The sequence below is a fragment of the Roseivivax isoporae LMG 25204 genome, assembly GCF_000521865.1.
GTDB lineage: Bacteria > Pseudomonadota > Alphaproteobacteria > Rhodobacterales > Rhodobacteraceae > Roseivivax > Roseivivax isoporae.
This window is the reverse complement of sequence record NZ_JAME01000048.1, coordinates 1-24,153: the sequence shown is the minus strand read 5'-3', so window position 1 is coordinate 24,153 and position 24,153 is coordinate 1. Positions and strand designations below refer to the sequence as shown.

13 protein-coding genes and 2 pseudogenes are annotated in these 24,153 nt (G+C 63.2%); 7 read left to right on the top strand and 8 right to left on the bottom strand.

Annotated elements, in window-relative coordinates; genetic code table 11:
- Positions 1–27: 27 nt before the first annotated feature.
- Together RISW2_RS20645 and RISW2_RS20640 are read right to left on the bottom strand one after the other, a co-directional pair.
- The gene (locus tag RISW2_RS20645; RefSeq protein ID WP_084615505.1) at positions 28–2,325 is read right to left on the bottom strand and encodes a glycoside hydrolase family 99-like domain-containing protein; all 2,298 of its coding nucleotides are present in this window, start codon (positions 2,323–2,325) and stop codon (positions 28–30) included.
- Between the two features lie 134 nt (positions 2,326–2,459).
- A complete protein-coding gene (locus RISW2_RS20640; protein ID WP_043774622.1) occupies positions 2,460–3,251 on the bottom strand; it encodes a DUF2793 domain-containing protein in 792 nt (263 codons plus the stop codon).
- A gap of 151 nt (positions 3,252–3,402) precedes the next feature.
- On the opposite strand from RISW2_RS20640, the gene gmd reads away from it, so the two are divergent.
- The 3 genes and pseudogenes from gmd to RISW2_RS20625 all read left to right on the top strand — a co-directional run.
- The gene (gene gmd / locus RISW2_RS20635) at positions 3,403–4,524 is read left to right on the top strand and encodes a GDP-mannose 4,6-dehydratase (RefSeq protein ID WP_043774619.1); all 1,122 of its coding nucleotides are present in this window, start codon (positions 3,403–3,405) and stop codon (positions 4,522–4,524) included.
- 25 nt (positions 4,525–4,549) lie between these two features.
- Positions 4,550–5,512, top strand: coding sequence for a GDP-L-fucose synthase (gene fcl / locus RISW2_RS20630; RefSeq protein ID WP_043774616.1), 963 nt, complete (start codon positions 4,550–4,552; stop codon positions 5,510–5,512).
- 280 nt (positions 5,513–5,792) lie between these two features.
- Positions 5,793–7,106 (top strand): annotated as a pseudogene (locus RISW2_RS20625) (ISNCY family transposase); the annotation flags it as partial.
- A 465-nt stretch (positions 7,107–7,571) separates the two neighbouring features.
- Here RISW2_RS20625 and RISW2_RS24735 read toward each other — a convergent pair.
- The 5 genes from RISW2_RS24735 to RISW2_RS20610 form a co-directional block, all read right to left on the bottom strand.
- Positions 7,572–8,402 carry a glycosyltransferase family A protein gene (locus RISW2_RS24735; RefSeq protein WP_156943922.1) on the bottom strand — a complete coding sequence of 277 codons (831 nt, stop codon included), beginning with the start codon at positions 8,400–8,402 and terminating at the stop codon, positions 7,572–7,574.
- 37 nt (positions 8,403–8,439) lie between these two features.
- The gene (locus tag RISW2_RS24270) at positions 8,440–13,137 is read right to left on the bottom strand and encodes a VCBS domain-containing protein (protein WP_084615504.1); all 4,698 of its coding nucleotides are present in this window, start codon (positions 13,135–13,137) and stop codon (positions 8,440–8,442) included.
- Between the two features lie 914 nt (positions 13,138–14,051).
- The gene (locus RISW2_RS24730; RefSeq protein WP_156943921.1) at positions 14,052–14,222 is read right to left on the bottom strand and encodes a hypothetical protein; all 171 of its coding nucleotides are present in this window, start codon (positions 14,220–14,222) and stop codon (positions 14,052–14,054) included.
- Between the two features lie 143 nt (positions 14,223–14,365).
- Positions 14,366–14,728: a hypothetical protein gene (locus RISW2_RS25715; protein ID WP_244437699.1), complete on the bottom strand. Its 363-nt coding sequence runs from the start codon at positions 14,726–14,728 to the stop codon at positions 14,366–14,368.
- 304 nt (positions 14,729–15,032) lie between these two features.
- Positions 15,033–15,752 carry a ParA family protein gene (locus RISW2_RS20610; RefSeq protein ID WP_043774611.1) on the bottom strand — a complete coding sequence of 240 codons (720 nt, stop codon included), beginning with the start codon at positions 15,750–15,752 and terminating at the stop codon, positions 15,033–15,035.
- A gap of 566 nt (positions 15,753–16,318) precedes the next feature.
- On the opposite strand from RISW2_RS20610, the gene RISW2_RS20605 reads away from it, so the two are divergent.
- The 4 genes and pseudogenes from RISW2_RS20605 (at position 16,319) to RISW2_RS20590 (ending at position 22,350) form a co-directional block, all read left to right on the top strand.
- On the top strand, positions 16,319–16,921 hold the full coding sequence (locus tag RISW2_RS20605; protein ID WP_043774608.1) for a helix-turn-helix domain-containing protein: 603 nt from the start codon (positions 16,319–16,321) through the stop codon (positions 16,919–16,921).
- A gap of 85 nt (positions 16,922–17,006) precedes the next feature.
- Positions 17,007–19,262 (top strand): relaxase/mobilization nuclease domain-containing protein, encoded by a 2,256-nt coding sequence (locus RISW2_RS20600; protein WP_244437697.1) that lies wholly within the window; start codon positions 17,007–17,009, stop codon positions 19,260–19,262.
- Positions 19,255–21,234 (top strand): type IV secretory system conjugative DNA transfer family protein, encoded by a 1,980-nt coding sequence (locus RISW2_RS20595; protein ID WP_043774604.1) that lies wholly within the window; start codon positions 19,255–19,257, stop codon positions 21,232–21,234. Before RISW2_RS20600 ends, RISW2_RS20595 begins: the two co-directional genes overlap by 8 nt.
- Before the next feature lie 97 nt (positions 21,235–21,331).
- A pseudogene (locus RISW2_RS20590) lies at positions 21,332–22,350 on the top strand (IS110 family RNA-guided transposase).
- A 429-nt stretch (positions 22,351–22,779) separates the two neighbouring features.
- On the opposite strand, the gene murJ reads toward RISW2_RS20590, so the two are convergent.
- On the bottom strand, positions 22,780–24,153 hold a 1,374-nt coding region (murJ, locus tag RISW2_RS20585; RefSeq protein WP_043774601.1), incomplete at its 5' end, for a murein biosynthesis integral membrane protein MurJ.

The following is a 24,153-nucleotide window of genomic DNA, read 5'->3' as shown; positions in this document are numbered from 1 at the left end:
TGTGCAGCACGACTTTGGACATGGCGTTCACCCGCTCCGTTGCGCCGCCGGCACGGCGGGCAGGGAGGCTTCGGTCTGGGCGTCGCTCCCGGTTCCGGGTGCAAGATGCGTCGCGAGCACGCGCAGGTAGAGATCACCCCAATTGGTGCTGGGCTCGAGCGTCGCCTTCTCGGCCCATTCGTTCCAGGCGTTGAGGAACAGCTCGCCCCGGTAGGACCGGGCGAGGCGCTTCTCGCGGATGACGGTCAGCCAGCGCGAGAAGGCGGCGGGGTTGGCGCCGTAGGCCATGTGGGCCTCGGCGCCGCGGCGGGCGCTGTTGTCCCAGGACGGCATGGCCCCGGCGATGGTGTGCGCGGGCAGGCCGCGCAGGTAGGCCGGGTCGGTGGCGTTCGCGATCACGCCCTCGTAGTCGTAGACCAGCCCGCGGAAGCCCGGGTGCACGTCGCGGTCGAGCCGGTTCCCCTTGGGGCCGCCGAACAGGTAGTCCTTCTCGCGGACGATGCCGTGCGGCGGCATCTCGATCCAGAAGTCGAAGAGGTCGTCGGCGACCGGGTTCTCGCCCTCGACGTGGAAGCGCACCGCGCCGAGCTCGACCGCGCCGATGCCGGCCGCCTGCCAGGCCGCGCGCATCCGCGCCACGCTGCCTGCCGGATCGGGCATGTCCTCGGGACGGTAGATCACGAAGCGCGGCCGCGTCCCGTCGGGGCGGGAATAGCGGGCGTCGCGCATGTAGGGCAGGCTGTCGGTGACGAGCGCGTCCTCGAACCCTTCGGCATAGGTCTGCGGCATCAGGACCTGGCCCGAGAGGCCGTCCCAGTTGCGCCGCCAGCTCTCGTTCGCCCAGCAGAGGTAGAAGGGAAAGTCGACCTCGGGGCGATCGAGCAGCCGGTCGAGCGGTGCCTCAAGGATGCGCCGGCCGTCGAACCAGTAATGGTAGACGCAGAAGGCGTCGATGCCGGCCGTGCGCGCCATCTCGGCCTGGGCACCCAGCGTCTCGGTCACGCGCAGGTCGTAGAAGCCCAGATCCGCCGGCAGCATCGGCTGGGTGTGGCCCTCGAACATGGGCCGTGCGGCCACGGTGCCGCGCCACTCGGTGAAGCCCCGGCCCCACCAGCGGTCGTTCTCGGGCACGGGATGGAACTGCGGCAGGTAGAAGGCCGACACGAAGGAGGGCCGGGGCAGGTCCCGGGGGGGCGTCCGGGACAGGGCCGCCTCGCGCAGCTCGGTGGTCTGCCGCACCGTCTGGCCCGCGGCCTCGGCGATCAGCCCCATGGCGCGCTCGAGCCCGTGGGCGAGCGTGCCGTCGACCTGCGCCTCCTCGCGGTCGAACTGGTCGGCGTTCAGCGCCATGCGGCGCAGGAGCCCCAGCATCAGGGGCTTCAGCCAGTAGATCGATCCCGCGGGGAAGCTCAGCCGCGCGCGGTCGATCTCGATCTCGATCCGGCGCAGGAGCGCGCGGGTGATCTCGAAATTCGACCCCCACCATTTCGTGTCGGCGTAATATTGTCCGTCGGCCACCCAGAAGGCCGCGTCGGGATCGGCGAGGAAGGTCTCGAGCAGGGTCTCGAGCCCCTCCTCGGGCAGCACGCCGTCGATCAGGTGGCGCCGCCAGTGATCGCCGTCCTCGCGGTGCGGCGACTTCTTGGTATGGATCTTGCAGACCGCCTCGTAGGGGTCGAGCGCGCCGGAATTGACCAGCGTCAGGAAGGGCAGGAGGTCGCGGCCGCGGTTCTCGAGCGGGATCACCGTCGCGCGGGGAAACTCGCCGCGGACCTCCCGGGCCAGATCCTCGGTCTCGTCGCCGCGGTAGGTCAGCGTGACGTAGAGGTCGAAATCGAGCGTGAGCCGGCGCAGGGTCTCGGCGAATTCGGGCCAGAGGTCAGGGTAGTAGACATGCATCACCACCGCGTAGCGCGCGGTCGCACGCTCCTGCTCGAAGCGCAGCCGCGGGGTCAGCGTCTCGGGCAGGTCCTCGACCTTGGGCAGTTCCTTGTGGACCCGCGCCTCGCGGTGTCCGCCCGCCACCCAGTGGTGGAAGGGCGACACGCCGCTCTGGGCGACGTCCGGATTGTAGCGGAGATAGGCCGCGGGCGAGAAGTCGGGGTTCGGCCGGAAGCCGCGCTTCTCGCCGAAGACGATGTAGTGGCGCAGTGGGAAGCGGTGGAAGACCGGGTGGATCAGCGGGTAGGCGCCCCGGTAGTAGACCGGGTCGAACATCCCCGATCCCCGCACCGCGCGCAGCATGCGGTACTCCTGGCGGGTCAGCAGGAAGATGCGGAAAAAACGCAGCAGGCGCGCGAGCGGGTCGCCCGAAACCGATGACATGAATGCGTTCCAGCCATTTTCGTCCGGCGTGCCTTAGCAACGCGGCCCCCCGAAGGCAAAGGCTTTCGCCCCCGCGCGCGGGCCCCCGCCCGCCCTCGATCACGCGGCGCGGGACGGGCCCGCGTGGCGCCCTTTCAGAAGAGGTCGCGCCAGGCGGTGCCGTCGTGGCAGCGCAGCTTGGCGGTTGCGGCGTCGAAGTAGAGATCGCCCGCCGCGGGGGAGGCGGGCGCGGCTCCCGGCTCGATCCGCAGGACGCGGTCCACGTGCAGGGGCCGTGCCGGGGCGGCGATGCCGATGCCGACCGCGCCGGTGCCCCGCGCGACGGTGAGCGCCGTGGTCCAGGCCGTGCCGTCCGCGCTCGTGCGGACCGTCAGATCGTCGCCGCCCGAGAGGCCCAGTTCCGCGTGCCCGGTCCAGTCCGAGGAGAAGATGACCGACGCGGTCTCGGGCGTGGCGGCCTTGTTCACGCTCACCCGGTGACCGGCGCCGGCATGGGTCAGAAGCGTCGCGGGGGAGGCCACCGCGAGGCGGTTCGCGGCATCCGCCGCCGTGCCGATGCCGAGGCGCGCGACCTGCTGGGGCACCGCGCCCGGCACCTGCCAGCCGCTGCCCGCGAAGGCGCGGATCCGGCCCTCGGCGCGGTCCCAGGCAAGCCAGCCCTCGGCGGGGGCGAGGAACAGCCACGCATTGTCCACCCAGGCGGCGAGGAGCCCGTCCCGCCCGCTCCAGGCGCCCGCCGCACCCGTGCCGAGCGCCCAGGCCATGCCGTTCTCGGGCGTCTCGGGGGGGACGGTCGCGTCGAAGGCCTCGACCATGAGCTGCACGAGGATGTCGAGCCGCGTCAGCGCCTCGTTGTGGGTCACATGCTTCTGCGCCTGCGCGGGCATGAGGTAGGGCAGGCTCAGGCGGGGCGAGATCTCGGGCATGGGGGCGGTCCGCTGCGCTCGGGAAGGATGCCGCAAGATGTGCGCGGCGGGGGCTTAACGGGGGCCTCCTCCTGCGTCCGTTGCCTTGCGCCCGTTGCGCAGTACCCTCGCTTTGCCTATGAGTCGCCTACGCTCTGCCAGAGGGAATTTCATGACCAAGACAGCCCTGATCACCGGCATTACCGGCCAGGACGGCTCGTACCTCGCCGAGTTCCTGCTCGAGAAGGGTTACGAGGTGCATGGCATCAAGCGCCGTGCCTCGCTGTTCAACACCCAGCGGATCGATCACATCTATGAGGACCCGCACAATCCCAATCCGCGCCTGCGGCTGCATTACGGGGATCTCACCGACACCTCGAACCTGACGCGCATCATCCAGGAGGTGCAGCCCGACGAGGTCTACAACCTCGGCGCCCAGTCGCACGTGGCGGTGAGCTTCGAGGCGCCGGAGTATACCGCGGACGTGGACGGCATCGGCACGCTGAGGCTCCTCGAGGCGATCCGCTTCCTAGGGCTCGAGAAGAAGACGCGCTTCTACCAGGCCTCGACCTCCGAGCTCTTCGGGCTCGTGCAGGAGACGCCGCAGAAGGAGACGACGCCGTTCTATCCCCGCAGCCCCTACGCGGTGGCCAAGCTCTATTCCTACTGGATCACGGTGAACTACCGCGAGAGCTACGGGATCTATGCCTGCAACGGCATCCTCTTCAACCACGAGAGCCCGCGCCGCGGCGAGACCTTCGTGACCCGCAAGATCACCCGCGGGCTCGCCAACATCGCCCAGGGGCTCGAGCAGTGCCTCTACATGGGCAACATCGACGCGCTGCGCGACTGGGGCCATGCCAAGGACTATGTCCGCATGCAGTGGATGATGCTGCAGCAGGACCGGCCCGAGGACTTCGTCATCGCCACCGGCCTGCAATATTCGGTGCGCGAGTTCATCACCTGGTCGGCGCGCGAGCTCGGCATCGAGCTCGAGTTCACGGGGCAGGGGGTGGACGAGGTCGCGACCGTCGCGCGGGTGACGAGCGACATGGCGCCGGCGGTCAAGGCCGGCGACGTCATCCTGCGGATCGACCCGAAATATTTCCGCCCCGCCGAGGTCGAGACGCTGCTTGGCGATCCGTCGAAGGCCAAGCAGAAGCTCGGCTGGACCCCCGAGATCACGGCGCAGGAGATGTGCGCCGAGATGGTCGCCGAGGACCTCAGGACCGCCCGCCGCCACGCGCTGCTGAAGAGCCACGGCTACGCCGTGCCGGTGAGCATCGAGAACTGATCCCACAGCCCCGGGGAGGCCCCTCATGAAGATCTACGTGGCAGGCCACCGCGGCATGGTCGGCGGCGCGATCTTGCGCCGCCTCGAGGCGCGCGGCACCGACACGCTCGTCACCCGCACCTCCGCGGAGCTCGACCTGACCGACCAGGCGGCGGTGCGCGCCTTCTTCCGAGAGGAGCGGCCCGACGCGGTGATCCTCGCGGCGGCCAGGGTGGGCGGCATCCAGGCCAACAACACCTACCCCGCGCAGTTCATCCACGAGAACCTGATGATCGAGTGCAACGTGATCCACGAGGCCTACGCCTCCGGGGTCACGCGGCTCCTGCAGCTCGGCTCGTCGTGCATCTATCCGAAGGAAGCGCCCCAGCCCATGGCCGAGGACGCGCTCCTGACGGGCACGCTCGAGCCCACGAACGAGCCCTACGCCATCGCCAAGATCGCCGGCATCAAGCTCTGCGAGAGCTACAACCGGCAATACGGGGTCGACTACCGCTCGGTCATGCCCACGAACCTCTACGGGCCGGGCGACAACTTCCACCCCGAGAACAGCCACGTCCTGCCCGCGCTCATCCGCCGCTTTCACGAGGCCGCGCGCGAGGGCCGCGAGGAGGTGGTGATCTGGGGCACCGGCACGCCCCGGCGCGAGTTCCTGCACGTGGATGACATGGCCGAGGCCTCGCTCTTCGTGATGGACCTCGACCAGGCCACCTATGCGCGCGAGACCCGGCCGATGCTGAGCCACATCAACGTGGGGACCGGCAGCGACGTGACCATCCGCGAACTGGCCGAGACGGTGGCGCGGGTGACGGGCTACGAGGGCAGGTTGTCCTTCGACACGACGAAGCCCGACGGCACCATGCGCAAGCTCATGGACGTGAGCCGCCTCGCCCGGCTCGGCTGGACCGCGTCGATCGGCCTCGAGGAGGGCATCCGCGGCACCTACGACTGGTTCCTAGAGCAGGATGCCGAGAGCCTGCGGGCGAAGTGAGGAGGGGGCAAAGCCCTCGACCAGACTGCGTTCCGAAGGTCGCGGTGCCGCAACAGGCAAGCGGTGGCGACGGCAGCCATCAGTGATGATCTCCAACTCAGACATAAGCACCTGCCCAAGTGTCCGGTGGAAGCGAGTGCCGGAGTCTCCGCACGGTGTACTTAAATACATAACAGTTATTACGCGCAACACCGCTGTAGCCGCAAACCGATAATGTCACCCGTGCGCAAAGCAGAAGTGTCACTCTCCTCCACGGTGAAGCTTGGCGGAGAGTTCGGGCATGGGATGGGTGATGATGAGCAAGCGCGAGATGCGGCGGATCGAAATTCTTGCGCAGGTCGACGACGGTAGCCTGAGCGTCGAGGCTGGTGCGAACAACCTCGCGCTGTCGAGGCGGCAGATGTTCCGATTGCTGAAGCGGTATCGTGCTGACGGCGCATCGGCGATACGCCACAAATCCCGCGGCCGCGCGCCGAACAATCTCATCCATCCGGCCAAGCGCGATTTTGCGCTGAGCGTGATCAAGGAAAGCTACGCGGATTTCGGCCCGACGCTGGCGGCCGAGATGCTGGCCGAACACCACGGTTTGACGGTCTCGCGCGAGACGTTGCGGAAGTGGATGGTCGAGGACGGGCTCTGGCTGTCACGTAAGCAGCGCCGGACGTTTCACCAGCCGCGCCTGCGCCGGGAGTGCTACGGTGAACTCGTCCAGATCGATGGCTCCGACCATCGCTGGTTCGAGGACCGTGCTCCGGCCTGCACACTCCTGGTGTTCATCGACGATGCGACCGGAACGCTGATGCAGCTGCGCTTCGTGCCTTCCGAGAGCACGTTCAGCTATTTCGACGCGCTCGAGGGATACCTGCTCGCGCACGGCCGGCCGGTCGCATTTTATTCCGACAAGCACACGGTGTTCCGCGTCACCAACCAGGCCGCGACGTCCGGCCACGGCGAGACCCAGTTCGGCCGGGCGCTGAACGCGCTCAACATCGAGATCCTCTGCGCCAATTCGAGCCAGGCCAAGGGCCGCGTCGAACGTGCGAACCGAACCCTGCAGGACCGACTGGTCAAGGAGCTGCGGCTGGCTCGCATCTCGGACATCGCCGCGGCGAACACCTTCCTTCCGGGCTTCATGGCCCGCCACAACGCCCGCTTCGCCAAGCGTCCGCATCGCCCCGACAACTTTCATCGTGCGCTCAACGTAGAACCGGACCGGCTGCGGGAGATCCTGTGCCTGCGCGATGAGCGCTATGTCGGTCAGCAGCTCGCGTTTTCCTACGACCGCAAGCGCATCATTCTCAAGGAGACCGAGCTCAGCCGGGGCCTGCCGGGCAAATACGTCGACAGCTACGAGTTCGCCGATGGCCGCCTCGAGTTCCGCTGGAAAGGTGTGCCGCTGCCGTTCCGTGTCTTCGACAAGGATCAGCGCGTGACCCATGCCGCGATCACCGAGAACAAGCACCTGAGCGCGGTGCTCGAACACATCAAGGCCGAGCAGGACAACGCTCCGCCGAAGAGGCGTCGCGCCGGCAAGCAGCGGACCAAATACGAGAAGTCCGGACGCAAGTCTTCCGGGCGACCATCGCTGATGGACCCTACTACCAGAAGAAGCGCGCGGAGCGGCAGGCCTGCGCAGCCGATCAGGGCTCCGATACTTGAGGTCTCCGCCCTGCCCGGCTGCGCTTCCGCAGCGCACGGGATGACATTTCTGCTTTGCGATCAGAGCGACATTTCTGAATGGCGTTTACACATGGCGTTTTGGCATATTCTAGCCTGGGTTGCGACAGACCCCCTATTTTGCTGACAAGCAGGGAAAACGGAGATGTCGCATACCGATCTGGATTTGAGAGAACGGCGCGCGATCAAGGATATGCGTGGAGACTAAGGTCACCCCCCCCCACCCGCTGCGCGAGATGAGGGCTCCGTACATCAGGCGATTGCTCAATCTGCACCCATCGGCGTGCGCTAATTAGCATCTGGACGCGGCCAAATAAAAATTCACTGGCAGATCATACCTTACTCGGAGCCTCAAAATTATACTAAAGGGCTCCTAATTTCTTTATAGCCAAATTCCATGCTTTTCTTGAAAATATGCTACTGCTAAACGATCGAGCTCCTGCCTGATCATCCCTTCGACTATTTGATCCTTCAAGGCTTCCACCTGATGGTTCTGAGATCGTCGAGCTACTCTTATTCCAGCAGGCAGCCAGATTGGCACCCCGCGTCGTGCCAAGTGACCAGAGAGACAGATATCGTCCACAGCAATCAAAGGGGTCGGGGTCGTGAATGCCGCGTCGTCGAAGAAGCTCGGGCGGATCACTACACCGGCAAACCCTTGTAAGATTTCGGTAAACCCAGCGCGCTTCACCCGGGGTTTTGCGGGTTTTGCCGTCGTTTCGATGTTGCGGTGCTCACGTAGCCGTTGCCATAACCTCTGCATGGTATAGCGGGTGTCCCGCACAGGGCCAAGGATGGCCCTCTGACCAAGTAGTCGATCAGAAGCCTCCGGAACAACATCGGAAAGGTGGCGGCCGATGGCGGCCACGCACATTTCGGGGCGCAGGGACTGTTCATGAAGTAATCGCTGTGCCCAATCAGGTTCATACAGACGGTCATCGTCGCAGAATAGGATCTGATCATCTGACCCGCGTAGTTCAGTCACGGCTGGCAAAACTTTAGTTGCCGGACCGAGATCCTCTTCTGCACGGATAATTCTGATCCGACGATCGACACGGGGCACGCTTCCATCCCAATCCGGAAACCGACGATAGGCTCGGGGTATGTTCAACCAAATTTCAAGGTCATGCCTGCGCTGCGTGAGAATGGTATCAAGGGTGTCGTGCAGCCGCGGAAACCGCGGCGGCACGGAGCTGAGGGAGATGACGGCCATGAAGCAACGCCCGGAGATAGGGAACCTTTATGCGCTGTCATAGAACATCAATTGACACAAGCACATCATTGTAGTCCCGATCGGATCGGTCAAGCAGCAGATCCTCGAATCCAATGGAAAGGCCGCTGCCGTCCTCCTGTAGTGCGCTCCACACCATGAAAGCACCATCTGGATTGAGATGCGAGAAGGCGTGAAAGACATTATTTGTCACGATGTCGCCGTCGGCCACGAGGATTGGCATGTCGCTGATGTGAGCGGAAGCCGGTGCCTCGTAGTCGTCGGAGCGAACAAACTCGAACGCATCGGTGTTTCCCAACCCTGCACCACCGGTTACGAGGAAGAGGCCGAGCTGTTCACCTTCCGCCAGCGGATCGATGGTCGCCGTCGAACCTGGAGTCGCCGTCTGCGTATTGTCGAACAGGATTACTACCTCGCCGATTGAGCCATCGGCTGCGACGACGTAGGCTCCGACTGCGCTTGCCAAACCAGCATCATTCCGGTCGAACGTCACCTCATATCCTCGGACTCCGTTTCCAGTTAGAAATGACATTGCTGTCAGGCCGTTGATTAGATTTGGATCGATCTCCTGCTTTTCGGATACGTTTGGCGCGTCGGGCACGTAGTCAATGATGACTTGAGGTGCAGTGTCCGAGCTAAATTCACTGATCAGGAGGCCGCCCCCAATGCCATCTGTCGCGAGCACCACTGTGCTGTCAAACGCACCATCTCCGTTGCTGTCGACGGAGATTTCGAATCCGGTATCCGTTGTCGTGAAAGCGAAATTGTCTGTCCCGAGACCGGGGATGTCGAATACCAGCTTCGCCCCCGGCGTCACCGCATCAAGAGTGGTGTCATCCCGCAGATCGGATAGTGAAAGAACGAAGCTGCGGCTGTTCAAGCTGCCGAACCCCGCACTGAATGTGATTGAGACAGTTCCTGTATCGCTAGCATTATTCTCGTCGGAGATGACGTAGGAGAAGGTTTCGGATCGCGGTGCGACCGTCCCGCCCTCTCCGGCATCATAGACGAAGTGTCCATTCGCCCAGATCGTCAAGCTCGCTCCTGAGGGAAGTGCCACCGTCGTCGGACCAGACGCTTCAACAGGTGTTCCAGCGACTTCTATAATCTTCAGGGCGCTACTTTCCGGGTCAGAATCTGCCAACTCACCATTTGGCGCCAGTAGGTTTCCTTCAAATGCGGAGGTGCTGCCAGGCAGCATGAAACGGTCATTCCCAGCCAAGGGCGAAGCATTGCGCCCTTCAATCAGGACGTCCCTTGTCACTTCCGTCGTTTGAGATCCGTCAGAGAGCTCGAAGCTCACCGTCAGCCGCTCCGTTGCACCATCGGGAAGTGCAGCAAAAAGCGCGGGGTCGAGGAAAAGTCGACCGTTTGTTCCAAGGCTGAATGCGATATCACTTCGCCGGTCGGAGGTGATCATCACGTTCGATGCTGTGATAGCCATCCCCTCTGGATCAATGGCACCCTCCGAGAGATCGATGACGATGGCTTCTCCCTCAAGGGGAATGACGGTTACCTCTGGAACAGTGTATTGAGGCGGGCTGTCCATGCCGGCAATTTCAACTGTCACTGTCTGTGACGTCCCGTCGGTCGCTATGAAGGTGATCGTGTCGGTGACACTGTCGTCAGTGTCGAGGCTTTGGACCGTGCTTTGGTCCAGCGTGTAGGTCCATCTTCCCGACACCAGCGTGAAGGACCCGTAGCCATTGTCGCCGGATGTTGAGACCACGTCAGCAAAATAGGGCGTATCGTCGCCATCCAAGTCCGCGATCGTTATGGTTCCCGTGGTGGAGGCGAGGTCATCGAGGCTGCCCTCAGTCACCGCGCCAGCCGTCGTCCCCAAGACGATAGCCTCATCGTTGGTCCCCGTAATCGCGATTGTCACCAGCTGGGTCGTCCCGTCGCTGGCGACGAAGGTGATATGATCGTTGACTGTGTCTCCGTCGTCCAGGCCCTGCACTCTCGTCTGGTCGAGCGTATAGGTCCAGGTACCTGAGACCAAAGTGAAGCTGCCGAAGCCATTGTCACCTACTGTGGAGGCAATATCGGCGAAGTCTGGTGTTTCGTCGAAGTCTACATCGGCGATTGCCAGCCTACCGGTGGCGATGCTCGTGTCGCCAACATTGCCCTCGGTGACCGCGCCGTGGAAATCGCCGGTTACTACTGGCGCGTCGTTGACGTTCGTGACCGCCGAGGTCGCGCCGGAAGTGACGCTTTCGTTCGCGCCGCCGTCGTCGGTGTAGGAGGCGATCACCGTGATCGCGGTGCCGACATCGGCCTGCGTCAGGGTATACGTCCCGCCGGTGGCACCGGTGATGTCGACCCCGTCGCGCTGCCACTGGTAGGTGACCGTGCCGAGCCCGTCGGCGTCCGCCAGCGTGTCCGAGGCGCTCAGGGTCTCGCCCTGGGTGGCGGTGCCGGAGATCGTCACCGCGCCGGTGGGTGCGTCGTTGACGTTCGTGACCGCCGAGGTCGCGCCGGAAGTGACGCTTTCGTTCGCGCCGCCGTCGTCGGTGTAGGAGGCGACCACCGTGATCGCGGTGCCGACATCGGCCTGCGTCAGGGTATACGTCCCGCCGGTGGCACCGGTGATGTCGACCCCGTCGCGCTGCCACTGGTAGGTGACCGTGCCAAGCCCGTCCACGTCCGCCAGCGTGTCCGAGGCGCTCAGGGTCTCGCCCTGGGTGGCGGTGCCGGAGATCGTCACCGCGCCCGTGGGTGCGTCGTTGACGGGCGTAACGTTCACACTCACCGTACCGAGGGCCACATTTCCGCCGCCGCCGGTTCCGGTGTTGCCTCCGTCGTTCGCCGTAAACGTGATGGTCGCGACGTTCGTGCCGTTCGCATTCGCGGGCGGACTATATTGGATATTCGACGGAGCGTTTAGGTATGCGTCGAGGCTAGCTGCTGAGCCAGTCAGAGACAGCGTCCCAGTGCCCGACCCCCCGATGGTGACGCCACCACCGCTTGTCGCCGACATTATTCCCGCATTCGCCGAAAGCGTAAGAGTGATGCTTCCACCACCTGAGTCCACATCAAGAAACGTGACCGTCGAAAGGTCGAGCCCCTTGGTAACGTCCTCAGCGAACGTCACCGATCCTGGAAGACCAGTCAGAGTGGGATCGTCGTTCACCGGAGTGATCACGATGCCTTGCGTTGAGACCCCAGCGTTGCCTGAACCGGCATCTGTAACGCTGTAGGTCAGCTCTCGAGCCGTAACGGAAGGATTGTCGCTCGTGTTGTTGAACACCAAGGTCCGCAGAACTGACTGATAGCTGGCGGCCGCGGCAGTGCCGGTCAGGGAAAGAACGCCCGTCCCGGCATTGTAGCTAGACGAGATGCCTGATCCGTCCGTAATGGACAGAACATCATTCCCCAAGTCAAACCCGCTTGTAATTGAAACGGTAGCGCCGGTGATGCTGTCTCCGTCATCGTCAGTGATTGTCAGGGTGGGGTCGACTGTAACAGGCCCAGATCCCTCCAAGAAAGAAGCGTCACCTCCAGTAGAAGCTACCACAGGAGTTGAATTCGTCGAAATCTCGGCTGTTGCAAAGTTTACAGCATTTCCATTCCCGCCCGGACCTGACCCCAACTCGTCCGACAATATGAACATGACTTGACCGGATCCATTCACCAAGAAATCCGTGTCAGCACCACCTCCTTGAATCTCCAGAACCTGCGACCAAGCGCCACCGCTGGATGCTCTTGAGTAGAGATACCCCGAGAGGTCCGCGGTGTAGGTGTCCGGGTCATAACTATTCAGAAGTGTTACATGCAGGTACTCGGTTCCATCTACTTCCTGGAAACCTCCAACGCTGTATACGTTGGAGATGCCGGGCAAAACAATCTGAGATTGAAAGTCTCCAGATGAGTTGTTCATGCTGTAAAGGGTGCCGCCGGTATTCCAGCTACCACCTTCGATATAGAACACATGCACCGAGTTATCAGCACCGGAGCCGAAGAAAGAGTAGTAGTTAGGATTCTCCTGTCCTGGAGTTCCATCCAGTAACTGCGGAGACGACCAGGAACCGCCTGAGGTTAGCTCCTGTGCATAGAGATTTCCCGAGCCGTTGAAGTTATCCTCATAAAGATAGAGAACTGTTATTGTGCCGCTCTCGTTCTCAAAGAGAATAGGATTGTGAACCTCGTTGATTCCGGAGGCGGTTTCGCCAGACCAGGAAAATGGTGTCTGAAGTTCTAAGCTTGATACAGATTCTGTTGCATATCGAATGGCTTGCGTTCGGTTCGATGTCGAGCTGTCGGTGTATTCATATGTGATGTGAACTGTATCGCTCGAATCCACAAGAATTCGAGGATTGTCCATGTTGATCCCGCCATTTGAGCTACTCGCTTGTTCTACGGCTTGGAAGTTCCAAGAAGAGCCATCGAACTCCCCGTACATAACTCCACGAGTGCTTGAAACGCCGGTCCCAATATAATGCTTGAAAACGACATGGAGGTTTCCATCGCTTGAAAATGCTATGTCGAGATCATCTGAGAATCCTGAAACGCCAGCGTCACTCGGCGTGAATGATGCGAATTCTTGCCACGACTGAGTGTTGGGATCGTAACGAACTACGGCAATTCCACGTTCAGCGCCAGATGCGTTATTGTCGTCCATAACAGCATAAAATGACCCATCTGGAGCCAAGGCCATTTGGGCCCAGGGCCAGTTATTGACGCTGTAAGAAAGGATTGTTCCAGTAGTCGTGTTCATCTCGGTACTTACTCATTTACTCGGGGTGGACGTTACGCGTATGAACGCTTGTTTGTGTAATGGGGCTGAAAAGGCATATCTTTAGAAGGCCCGGAAAAAATGCGGGCCCTCATTGAATTACGTGGGCGAATTGGTGGTAGCTCTAACCTCTTAGTTTTATATTGGGATTTCGCGGTTCATCGGGGATTTCCGAATTAATGCCGTTGGGATGAGAAGTATCATCCGCAAAAAGAATTCCTCGGGTCGATCCACGATATTCTCCAGCAGTCCACTATTATGAGGGTTAGCGTTGCCGCCGCGCCAATATAAGAATTAAATGGGCGCACATTCTCAGCAGGAGATATACTCTATCCCATGTGTGTAACGACTAGCCGACTCTCGCGCGAGCACTAACATGAACAACGAGAAGTTTATGGCGAGTTTGTGGAGATGGCTCGCAACAGCGTCCTTGCGGCAACACATGTTTGATGGTGGCGCGAGCGGCGCGAGATCGAGAATCTGCCTAGCGCAAGACTGCTGAAGTGGTCTTGCCCCGTTTCGCCGGACGCTCATGCGTTGCGGTTTCAGCGTGGATGAGCTCTCGAAGCGAGCGCATCTTCAGCGCTGAGTGCGGGTCAACTTGCGTCGTCCGCTCCGCGCTCGCCTACCACTGGTTCCCAGTGGCGCGCGCCGCCGGTGACAAGCACGGCGCGGGGCCGCAGCTCTCCGAAGCCCGGTCCGCCGGCGCATCCGGCCCGCCAGCGTGATCGAGCTCGGATATTCCAGAACCGGGCGGCCTAAGGTTCGGGGCAGCTGCATCTCCAACACCCTGATCCTGTGTCCTGAGCGGGAGAGCCGTTCATCCCATCAAGTGGAAGTCTCGGTATGGTGACCTCGACGTGTCCGAGGCCCGTCAGGTTGGGCTCTTTAGTGTGTCAGGCGGCGGCCGCGATAGGTTCGTACCGCACTTCGGCCGTGGCGGACTCCAGCCAGGCGGGCTGCAGGTCGCCGTTGTTCCATTGGTAGAGGTAGCCGACCAGCGTGTTGGACTTCTTACATAGGATGCGCATGATCGGTTCGCCGGTGAGGCGGGTTTTGGGGGTCATGATGCGCTCCTTTTTAACAGACCAGACACCGGAGATGTGGTAGGCGTTTCAATAGCTTAATGAACGGATAACGTGCAGAGGCCACAACCTCAAGGCGAAAATCCGAAATATATACAAGAATAGTAAGTGTTTGGGTCTTGTCCCTACGTTCTTGGTTCGTCCGGCACCTCTTGTGGCGCTGCTGCACGGTCGGCGATCTCATCGAGAATGGCGTCAATTTCGGCCCAGACACGGGGCTCCAGCTGCCCGCGGATCAGAGTCCATTTGCTTAGTACGTCGAGCGGGTCATAGGCGCGCAGGAGGGCGCTCACCGCGCTGGCGTCGACGGCCAATGATGTTCGTGCGCGCCATTCGGTGATCCGCGTCCGCTTCTCTTCTGAGGGGGCGACGAAGTCAGGCTCGAGCTCCCAGTTCTTGACCGCGCGGCGCAGGGCGGCGCGGATGACGTGGGCAGGATCGACGCCGCAATCGATCAGGGCATCTTCCTGCCGTTCCAGCGCATTCACCCGTATGTCGATCTTGCGCGTCGTCGGACTGCGTCGCAGGCGGGTTGGAGATGCCCAGGGCGCAGGCGCCGCCCCTGCGCCCGTCTCCTGTCTGGGCTGAGGCGGACGCTCAGGCTGCGGATTTGGGGACGCGGCGCGGTGATCTCCCACTGACACAGGCTCCACGTTCGCAGGCTCTGGCATCGCTTCCGCGCGCCGCACCTCTTCCCCTCCCGGGTCTTCTTCCACCTCTGGGCGCAGTGATGCAGCATAGGTCGGATCGGGCCGCGTGATGGTTGGGATTTTCTTCCTCACAAACCCGTCCTCATGCGGCCAGAATGTTGTTGAGGATGTCGGTCGCCTCTTCGAGGGCCTCGACCACATGGCGCACATGCGGCCGCATGAGGGGGTTGGGATCGGCCTGCTTTTGCAGCGCCACAGCGTGCAGGAGACCTTTCTCGTCCATCTCTTTGTAGACATTGCGGCGCATCATCACGGTCTCGACGACCGGAAACCGCCCGATTGCCGCCTCGATGAGGGCGGCATCTGCACGCGTGGCCTTAGGATCGACCATGTTCAGAACGACATGGTGGCGCGGCAGACTGGCGGGGTCATCGACGCGGGCGCGGAGTTTCTCGAACCAGTCTGCCGTCTGCGCGCCGACATCGAAATCCGAGGTCGACAGCATGACCGGCGTCACGATGTGATCGGCGAGAACGGCGATCCCGTCCGACCATTCCGCGCCGACGCCTGCCGTGTCGATGAAGACGAAATCCGCCGAGTCTGCAGCATAGACTTGCTCGATCCTGCGATCCACGGCCCCCACGCTTTCGACGGTCGCCGAGCGCAAGAGTGGTGATCCCAGACCTGCAGCCTCAGCCCGCTTGTGCCAAGTGCCGAGCACGCCAGTGCTGTCCGTATCTATCAAGAGGACGCGACGCCTGGCGGCAACGGCAGCACTGATCAGGGCGCGCGAGAGCGTGGTCTTGCCACTACCCCCTTTCCGGGCCATCGCGGCGACCACCACGAGACTGTCGTTCGGCATGAGGGGACCTCTCGCAAAAGTAGTGAAATGCCACAAAGAAACTTCTTTGTCGCTAACCCCCGTGCGCGATGGCGTCAAGCGGAAGACGGGATGCGGGCTCCCTCTGGCGGAATGCGAGGCGCAGCGTGCATCGCGCTGGGGACGGAAGGCACGCTGCACGCTGCACCTAGCAACTGTCGTCCTCCCGTCCGCGCGATGCAGTCCCCAGATGCCGCGCGACATTCGACATCGGCCATAGTCCGCAACGCAGAAAACACGACACATTCTGCACGGGACGTGGACCATCCGGCACCAGGCGCGATGCGGGCGGCACGGGCCATCTGACATTTGCCATACGCCGTGCTGCAGGGCGCGCAAAACGCAGTCCAAAGGACGCGATACGCGATGCAGGAAACGCGGGACGCGGTGCATTGAGCGCGTTGCGCGCTGCATTTGACAAAGGACGTCGAATCGGCCCCAGAGGCCGATTTTCTACATTGAGTACAAGCCCTTGATACCTCCTCCGCTTGTGCTGGGAGAAGGCGGGCTTGTACGAAGTTGGCAAGAAATAGGAACGTATACTTCACATGGGCAGCAGTCGCAGACTGACCGATCAGGAGCGCCGTCAGATCGTCCGGGAACGGGCGAAAGGCGTCTCGGTCAGTGCGATCAGCGCTGTGCTGAAGGTCTCGCCCAAGACCGTCTACAACGTCCTCCGCCGAGGACGTTCCGCCGTCTCCGCCAACGACAGCCGCACCCGCGTGCTGACCATGCGCGTCACCGACCGCGACCTTCGCGGCTTCGATGCAGCCCTTGCGCGGCGCGGGATTTCGCATCGTTCGGACGCCATGCGCTGCCTGATGCTGGCCGCGGACGATCTCCTGCGCCCGGATGAGGGCATGACGGATGAGCTGAAAGGGTTGAGCGCGGCGCTGAACCGGGTCGGCAACAACGTGAACCAGGTCGCGCGCCGCCTGAACGAGGCAAAGCTCAAGGGCGAACGTCTGCCCTATACCCCCGCCAGCCATGCCGAGATCCGTGACCTCGCGGTGCTCGTCTTCGACATGGCCGACCAGATCCAGGAGATGTTCCGCGCGCGGCGTCGCGAACTGGACCTCGAGGTTACCAAGGCGCTCGCCGGTCTGGCGCGGCAGGAAGCGGAGCAGGTGGCCGAATATGGCGCGGAGTGAGGCGCGCGGTGTTGGGCCCGCCCTCTTCGATCGTGACTGGAGCCGGGTCTCGGGCAGTTGGCAGGGGCTCGCCAGGAAGGCGCAGATGGTCCGAGCGGCGCGCGGCTATTCGCCTGCCATCTTCAAGCCCATCTCGAAAGGCGGGTGTCACACGGGTGCGCAGCTGAAGGCTCAGCTGACCTACCTCACCACCAAGTCGAGCCATATCCTCGACAGCCGTGGTACCCATGACGGCAAGAAGACTCTGACCGAGGCCGAGATCGACCGGGTCGTGCGGCGCTTTGAGAACCAGTGGGGTGAGCGGCACAGCCCGAAGCTTGGCCATACCTCGCATCTGCTGATGGCGTTTCCCGTCGGCACCAGCGGCGAGGAGGTCTGCGCGATCACGGAAGCCGTCTGCGAGCGGTTCTTTCAAGGTGAGGGATCGCAATTCGACTATATTGCTGCAATACACCAAGATCGCGCGCATCCACATGCGCATATCGTTCTGAACCGCCGCAGCAAGGATGGCGAAATGTTCTTTCTCGGGAAGGATCACCACTTCAACTACGATGCCTTCCGGGCGGCGATGGTCGAGGCGGCACAGGTCCACGGGATCCGGCTCGAGGCGACACGGCGTCTCGACCGGGGGGTCACGACCTACCGCGCCGAGATCGACGAGGTCTACAAGGCCCGTGACGAAGGCCGGCCCCCCGTCGAGCGGCAACGCACAGGGGCTGATCTCGCCGCAGCCCTGGAGACGGTGGCGCGCAATGCCCTGACCTACCGGGGTCTGGCCGCAGAGGCGTCCCGGTCGAACTTCGATGACGTGGCCGAGGCGCTCGAGCGGGCCAGCACCATCCTTGCCAGTGGCGGTCAGGTCCAATCTGACGGAGCCACTTATATGTCCCAAGACGAAACGGCGTTCGACACGCTGATCACCGAGTTTTCCCAGAACATCCGTCAGATCGAAGCGGCTATCGACCGGGCGCCCACGGTCGAGCGGCCGGAGATCGAGCGCAAGCTTGCCGATGTGCTGGCCTCTGTCGCGCATCTAAACCCGCTCGGCGACCGCTCTGCTGCACTCCTCGACGCGCCGTCCCGGGACGGCGTCTATGCCCGGGGCAACATGCGCGAGGACCAGCTCGCGCGCCTCGATGATGAAGCAGTAAAGGCGCGTCTCACCGAGGCGCTGCAGGGCACCGGCATTGATCCCGAAGCCTTGGCCGCCCGCATACGCGAGGGTGCCGGCAATGCAGCCCTCGAGCGCCAGTGGCTGGCACAGGATCTGCGCGCCATCGCCAAGGCGGGCGATCTCGATCTGGAGAGAGGCGAGGACCGCGAGGAAGCACTGGACCGGCTGGAAGCCGTCCATGTCCGTTTAGGCGACACCCTGACCGATGCGCGCATCTTGCGGGCCGTCGATGAGGTGGATGACACCAAGGATGACCCGGTTGCCTTGGCCGAGCGCGTGACGCTGCCGGAGCGCGAGCGTACGGCGGGCGAGCCCGACATCTTCGCCCCATCCGAGCGCCGGGATTTCCAGGAGCTCATTGCCCAGTTCCGTCGAACGGATTTCGACCACCCCTTCTCGGACGGTCCTTCCGTGCGCAGGGCCGGTGCTGTCGAAGTGGAAGAGGCCCGCGCCGCCTTCAGTGCCTTCGCGCAACGGTCGCCCGATCATGCCGAACTGGCCTCAATGGCCTGGGACAAGATCACTGACAGCCGCAAGCCACAGGAGTTCGCCGTCGACGAAAAGGACCGCACACTCCACGCCGGCGACATGGACCTCGTGCTGCGTGATCCGATTCAGCATCTCGGGCCGATCACGGAAGACGACCGCACCCTCGCGCGCTACCGCGCCGAGATGCCCGACGAGGAGTTCGGGGCGGCGGTGCAGGAGGAAATCAACCGCTTGCGCGCCATGGGGGCGTCCCGCGCCTATATCAGCGAGCGGAGCTTTGAGATCGAGGATCAGGCGCGACAGGACTATGCCGAAAGGCGTTTCATGGCTGAGACCGCACCTAGTGTGCTGACGTTCCTGCAGCGTGCCGAAGCCGAGGACGTGAAGCCGCTCACCGAGACGGATGGGCAGCGCCTCGCCGCCCAGATCGACCGCAACCTTACGCCGAACGCGGTGACCGCCTTACGCGCGGGGCACGCGGATGTGCTGGAGAAGTTCACCGAACACCCGCTGCGGCAGTTGGAACTCGCCAAGGCTTATCTCGAGAGCAGCGAAGTGACCGCGCACGGCCCCGCCGCCATGGAGCGGGTGCTGGATGCCCTGGCCGAAGAGCAGATCGAGGCGCAGCGCGCGCGTCACGCGGCAACGCATGGCGAGAAGGGGATCACCCATGGATAAGGGGAAGATCGCGGGCGGGATCCTGAGCCTGACGCTAGTCGGCCTCGCCATCGGCTATGTCGTGGCCACGGGCTACCTGACCATTCGCTATGGACTGTCGACGCAAGCCTTCGATGTCACCCTGCTCGCGCGCGAGTATCGCGTCCTCGGCATCAGCGCCCCGCCGGACTTCCTCTGGGTGAACCTGATCCTCGCAGGCTTTGGGATCGCCGCGCTGATGCTCAGCGTCACGCTTCTGGGCGATCCCTTGACCCGGTTCGGCACGACCCATTGGCAGACACGGGGCGAGATGAAGCGCAACGGCTTCTTCGCCAAACCGGGCGGCGGCTTCCTTCTCGGCAAGCTCGGCCCTCCGAAATCGAAGCGCCCCTTCCTTGTCTCGAAGACCTTCCCGCACGCGCTGATCGTGGCGCCCACGGGCCGGGGCAAGGGCGTGGGCTTCGTGATCCCGAACTTGCTCACCTACAAAGGCTCGGCTGTGGTTCTGGACGTGAAGGGCGAGAACTTCCGCGAGACGTCGCGTTTCCGCGCCAGCATGGGCGACAAGGTCTTCCGGTTCGCGCCGACCGACTGGGACCGCCCGACGCACCGCTACAACCCGCTGGCGCGCATCGCCGCCATGACCAACCCCGATCGGCAGCAGATGGAGTTGAAGCTCACCGCCAAACTTTTCTTGCAAACCGACAACGAAAAACTGAGCGGCCTCTTGACCGGGGGGATAGATCTCTTCGTCGCGGCCGGACTTCTGGCCTTCGAGCGCGGGATGCCGACCATCGGTGAGATCTACCGGATCACCGCATCGGGGGGCGACAAGCAGAAGGAATACCTGAAACGTGCGCAGGAGGTGAAGAACAAGTCGGCCAAGCTGATCTTCGAGCGCATGGCCTCGACCAACAATGACACCCTGACCTCGTATCTGTCGCTCCTAATGACCTCAGGCCTCGACACTTGGGACAACCGCGCCATCGACGCGGCCACCGCGACCTCAGACTTCTCCTTCCGAGATATCCGGCGGCGCCCCCACGCGATCTATCTCGTGATCGAGTCCGAGATGATCCGCCCCCTCGCCCCGCTGATCCGGCTGTTCTTCTCCGATCTGATCGCTTCGCTGCAGGCGCAGGAACCGGGCGATGACGAGCCATGGCCGGTGATGATCATGCTCGACGAATTCGACCGGCTGGGGAAAATGCCGATCGTCGCCGAGAGCATCAAGACGCTGCGCTCCTTCGGCGGCAACCTCGCCATCGTCACCCAGACCATCCCGGCGCTGGACGAGATCTATGGCGAAAATACGCGCCGATCGCTGCAGGGTGGCGCGGGCGTGAAACTCTACCTCACCCCGTCCGAGCAGAAGACCATCGAGGAGCTCAGCCAAGCTGTTGGCAAAACCACCAAGCGCGTGGTGACCCGATCTCGCGCGGTCGGGCGCAACCCCTTCGAGGGGCGCAGCGTTTCCGAGCGGACAGAGGATACACCGCTCCTGACCGAGGACCAGGTCCGGCGCATGGACCTCGACGAGGTGATCCTCGTGATCGACGCGCAGATGCCGATCCGGGCGCAGCGGATCAAGTATTTTGAGGACCCTGCGCTGAAGGTGCTGCATGCCAGTCAGGCCGGGAGTTTCCCATACCCGGATGAGGACTGCCTGCGGCGGGATCGGCAGATGTCAGAGACACTCGAGACCGTGGAGAAGCTGAAGCAGGAACTGCAGGAAGTGAGGGCGGGCGCAGGGGCGCAGGAGGCTGGGACTCCAGCGGCTTCGGTGACGGCAGAGGTCCCAACCACGCCGGCGCATCATCCAAAGCCCGTGCATTCGCGTCGCGCACGAGGGCGTGCTGCCCGCGTTGCTGTTGGTGAAGTGTCCGATCAGTTGTCGGTCGATCTGGCTAGTCTGGGACTTAAGGAGGCAGATAGGACCGATCTGGCGAAGGCGGTTCAGACAACGCGGGCAATCATCGCCGAGTATACGTGATCCGGTCCAAACCCGATGGGGTGGATGGCTCCTGCTCCCCGGCGTCGCGATGCGCCATAGTGCAGGTGACATGATCTGCATGTGAGAGGAGCCACCCATGAGAGTTTCGACCATCGGCCTGGATTTGGCCAAGACTCTCTTTCAGGTTCATGGCGTCACCGATCAGGGTGAGGTCGTGTTCAACCGCCCGCTCCGGAGGGCGCAGGTTCTGGCCTTCTTCGAGCGTCTCGAGCCCTGCCTGGTCGGCATCGAGGCATGTAGCTCCGGGCATTACTGGGCGCGGGAACTCTCCAAGCTCGGTCACGAGGTGCGGCTCATTCCGCCGATCTACGTGAAGCCTTATGTCAAGCGGGGCAAGTTGGACGCTATCGATGCCGAAGCGATCTGCGAGGCGGTGACCCGGCCGACGACGCGCTTCGTGGAGATCAAGTCCGAGGATCAGCAAGGCTGCTCAGCCTTCACCGCACGCGCGATTTGGCGGTGCGCCAGAGAACGCAGCTGGTCAACATGCTCCGCGGCTTGCTGGCCGAATTCGGCATCACCATTCCCAAGGGTCTGGGCAAGGCACTCGGCTATGCCAAGGACGTCACTGAGGGCGCTCAGCCGGAGATCCCCGAGATCGCTCGGGATGTCGTTCGTGTGCTCTGCAGGCAGGTGATGGCGCTGCACAACTGGATCGGATGGTATGAGACTCGACTGAGGATCGAGGCCCGGGCAAACCCCCAGGTCCGGTTGCTACAGACCATCCCCGGGGTGGGCCCGATCACGGCCTCCGCAATCGCTGCCACGGTCGGAAGCGGGCATCAGTTCCGAAGCGGCCGCGAGTTCGCGGCTTGGCTGGGCCTGACGCCGAAGAACCGATCCAGCGGGGGCAAGGAGCGTTTCGGCGGAATCTCGAAGATGGGCGACCGATACCTGAGGCAGTTGCTGGTCGTGGGCATGACGTCGCGCGTCCAGCAGGTCCGCAACCACCCGGAGCGCGGCGATCCGTGGCTCAGGGATCTGCTCGACCGAAAGCCCGCTCGCCTCGCCACCGTCGCCATGGCGAACAAGACCGCCCGGGTCGTCTGGGCCGTGCTGACGAAAAACCGACCCTACGCTCAACCCGCCGCCTGAGAGACGCGGCATTCGAGATAGCAAGACCAGCGCCGCGATGCTCACACCTGCCGCGACAACCTCGCTTCTCATCCAGACTGTCGCTCGCTTCTCATCCTGATCGACGCGCTTCACCACAGCCCGGAAAGCCGATAGGGACCTTGTCCGCGGAAACCATCAGGGCCAGCGGTCAGACGCACCGCGCAAACAGGCCGGACACACGACCGCTTTTGATAGGTGCGCCACGCCGCATTTTGGACTTGCTATGCAGGAGCCATCCACACATGCCATTCGGACCTCTTGCGGCGAATGGCAGGAAGGAGCCCCCTTTCTGACCGAGGGGAACGTTCGTGATCTCGCGCGCGCAGCATTCTCCTGAGCGGGGCACGCTTCTTCAGAGGCCACTCACTCCTCGTCCGATCATGAGCGAGACATTTCCCGGGGACCGGTTCACTGCGCGCGCGCCGATTGCTGCCAAGTCGACACAGCCCAAGCCGCCAGACCATGAACCGCGGCTATCGCCAGGGCCGTGCCCAGAAAGGCGAGCGGCAAAGCAACCGGACCGAAGAGGTTCAAGGCTGCGTCGAGGATCGCGACACGATACCGAAGCAGCGCCACAGCGGAGCTCAGGGCGGTCAGGGGCACCACGACAACCATCGAGACCTTCGGCCCCTGAAGATAGCCTCTTTGTCGTCCCGTTCGGATCAGTAGTGCGGCGTAGAGCCCGACCCCGGCAGATGTCGCCAGCGCGAGCCCCGCTGCTCCGAGAACCGGCGCGAGCACCAGCTTGAGCGCGACGTTGACCGCCGTGGCCGCGACAAGAAGGTTCAGCGGGGTGCGGGTGTCGCCTCGCCCGTGGAAGGCGGCAACCGCGGAGCGCACACTCAGGGCTGGGACAAGTCCCACGGCATAGGCGGCAAGGATCTGCGCGGAGGAACGGGCCTCCTCGAGGCCGAAGGCACCTCGGACGAACAGGATCTGGATCGCCCAGTCGCCGAGCAGCGCCATGATCACCGTGATCGGAGCTCCGACGACAAGGCAGATCGTCAGGGCCCGGTCGAGAACGCTGCGCATGCCCGTATCATCCCCGAGCGCGGCGCGGCGGCCGATATCCGGCAGGATCACCGTGCCGAGGGCTACGCCCAGCAAGCCAATGGGCAGCTGGTAGAAACGGTCGGCGTAGTAGAGGTGGGACAGAGCCCCGGTCGGCAGGAACGTGGCGATGACGGTATCGGCGAAGATGGCGATCTGGAGGGCGCCCGCGGTCAGAACAGCCGGTCCGAGCCGGCGGAAGAACGCCCGGGTCTCCGGGGCAAGGCCAAGACGCGGGCGAGGAAGGCCGATACCGGCACGGGCGACCGCGAGTGCAAGAAACCCCACTTGTGCCAGACCCGCTGTCAGCACGCCCCATGCCGCAGCATGGGGCGTGCTCGGGAAGTGATCCCCCAGAAGGAGTGCGGTGATCATGCAGAGGTTAAGAAGGACCGGCGCGCCGGCTGCGGCGGCAAAGCGGTCCCGAGCGTTCAGAAGAGCTGAAAGGAACGCCACCAGCGACATGCAGAGAAGATAGGGGAAGGTGATCCGCGTCAGCGTGATGGTCAGCGGCCAGGTCGGGTCGGTGGACGACAATCCCGGCGCCAGAAGGCTCAGCATCCACCCGGTGGCACCCACGGCAAGCGCGAGCAGTGCGAAATTTGCCAGCATCAGCCAGCCGAGCACCTGACCTCCGAGGGTGGTCGTATCTCCATCACGCACATCCGTTGTGGTCCACGCCGGAAGGAAAGCCGAGTTGAACGCACCTTCGGCGAAGATGGCGCGGAAATG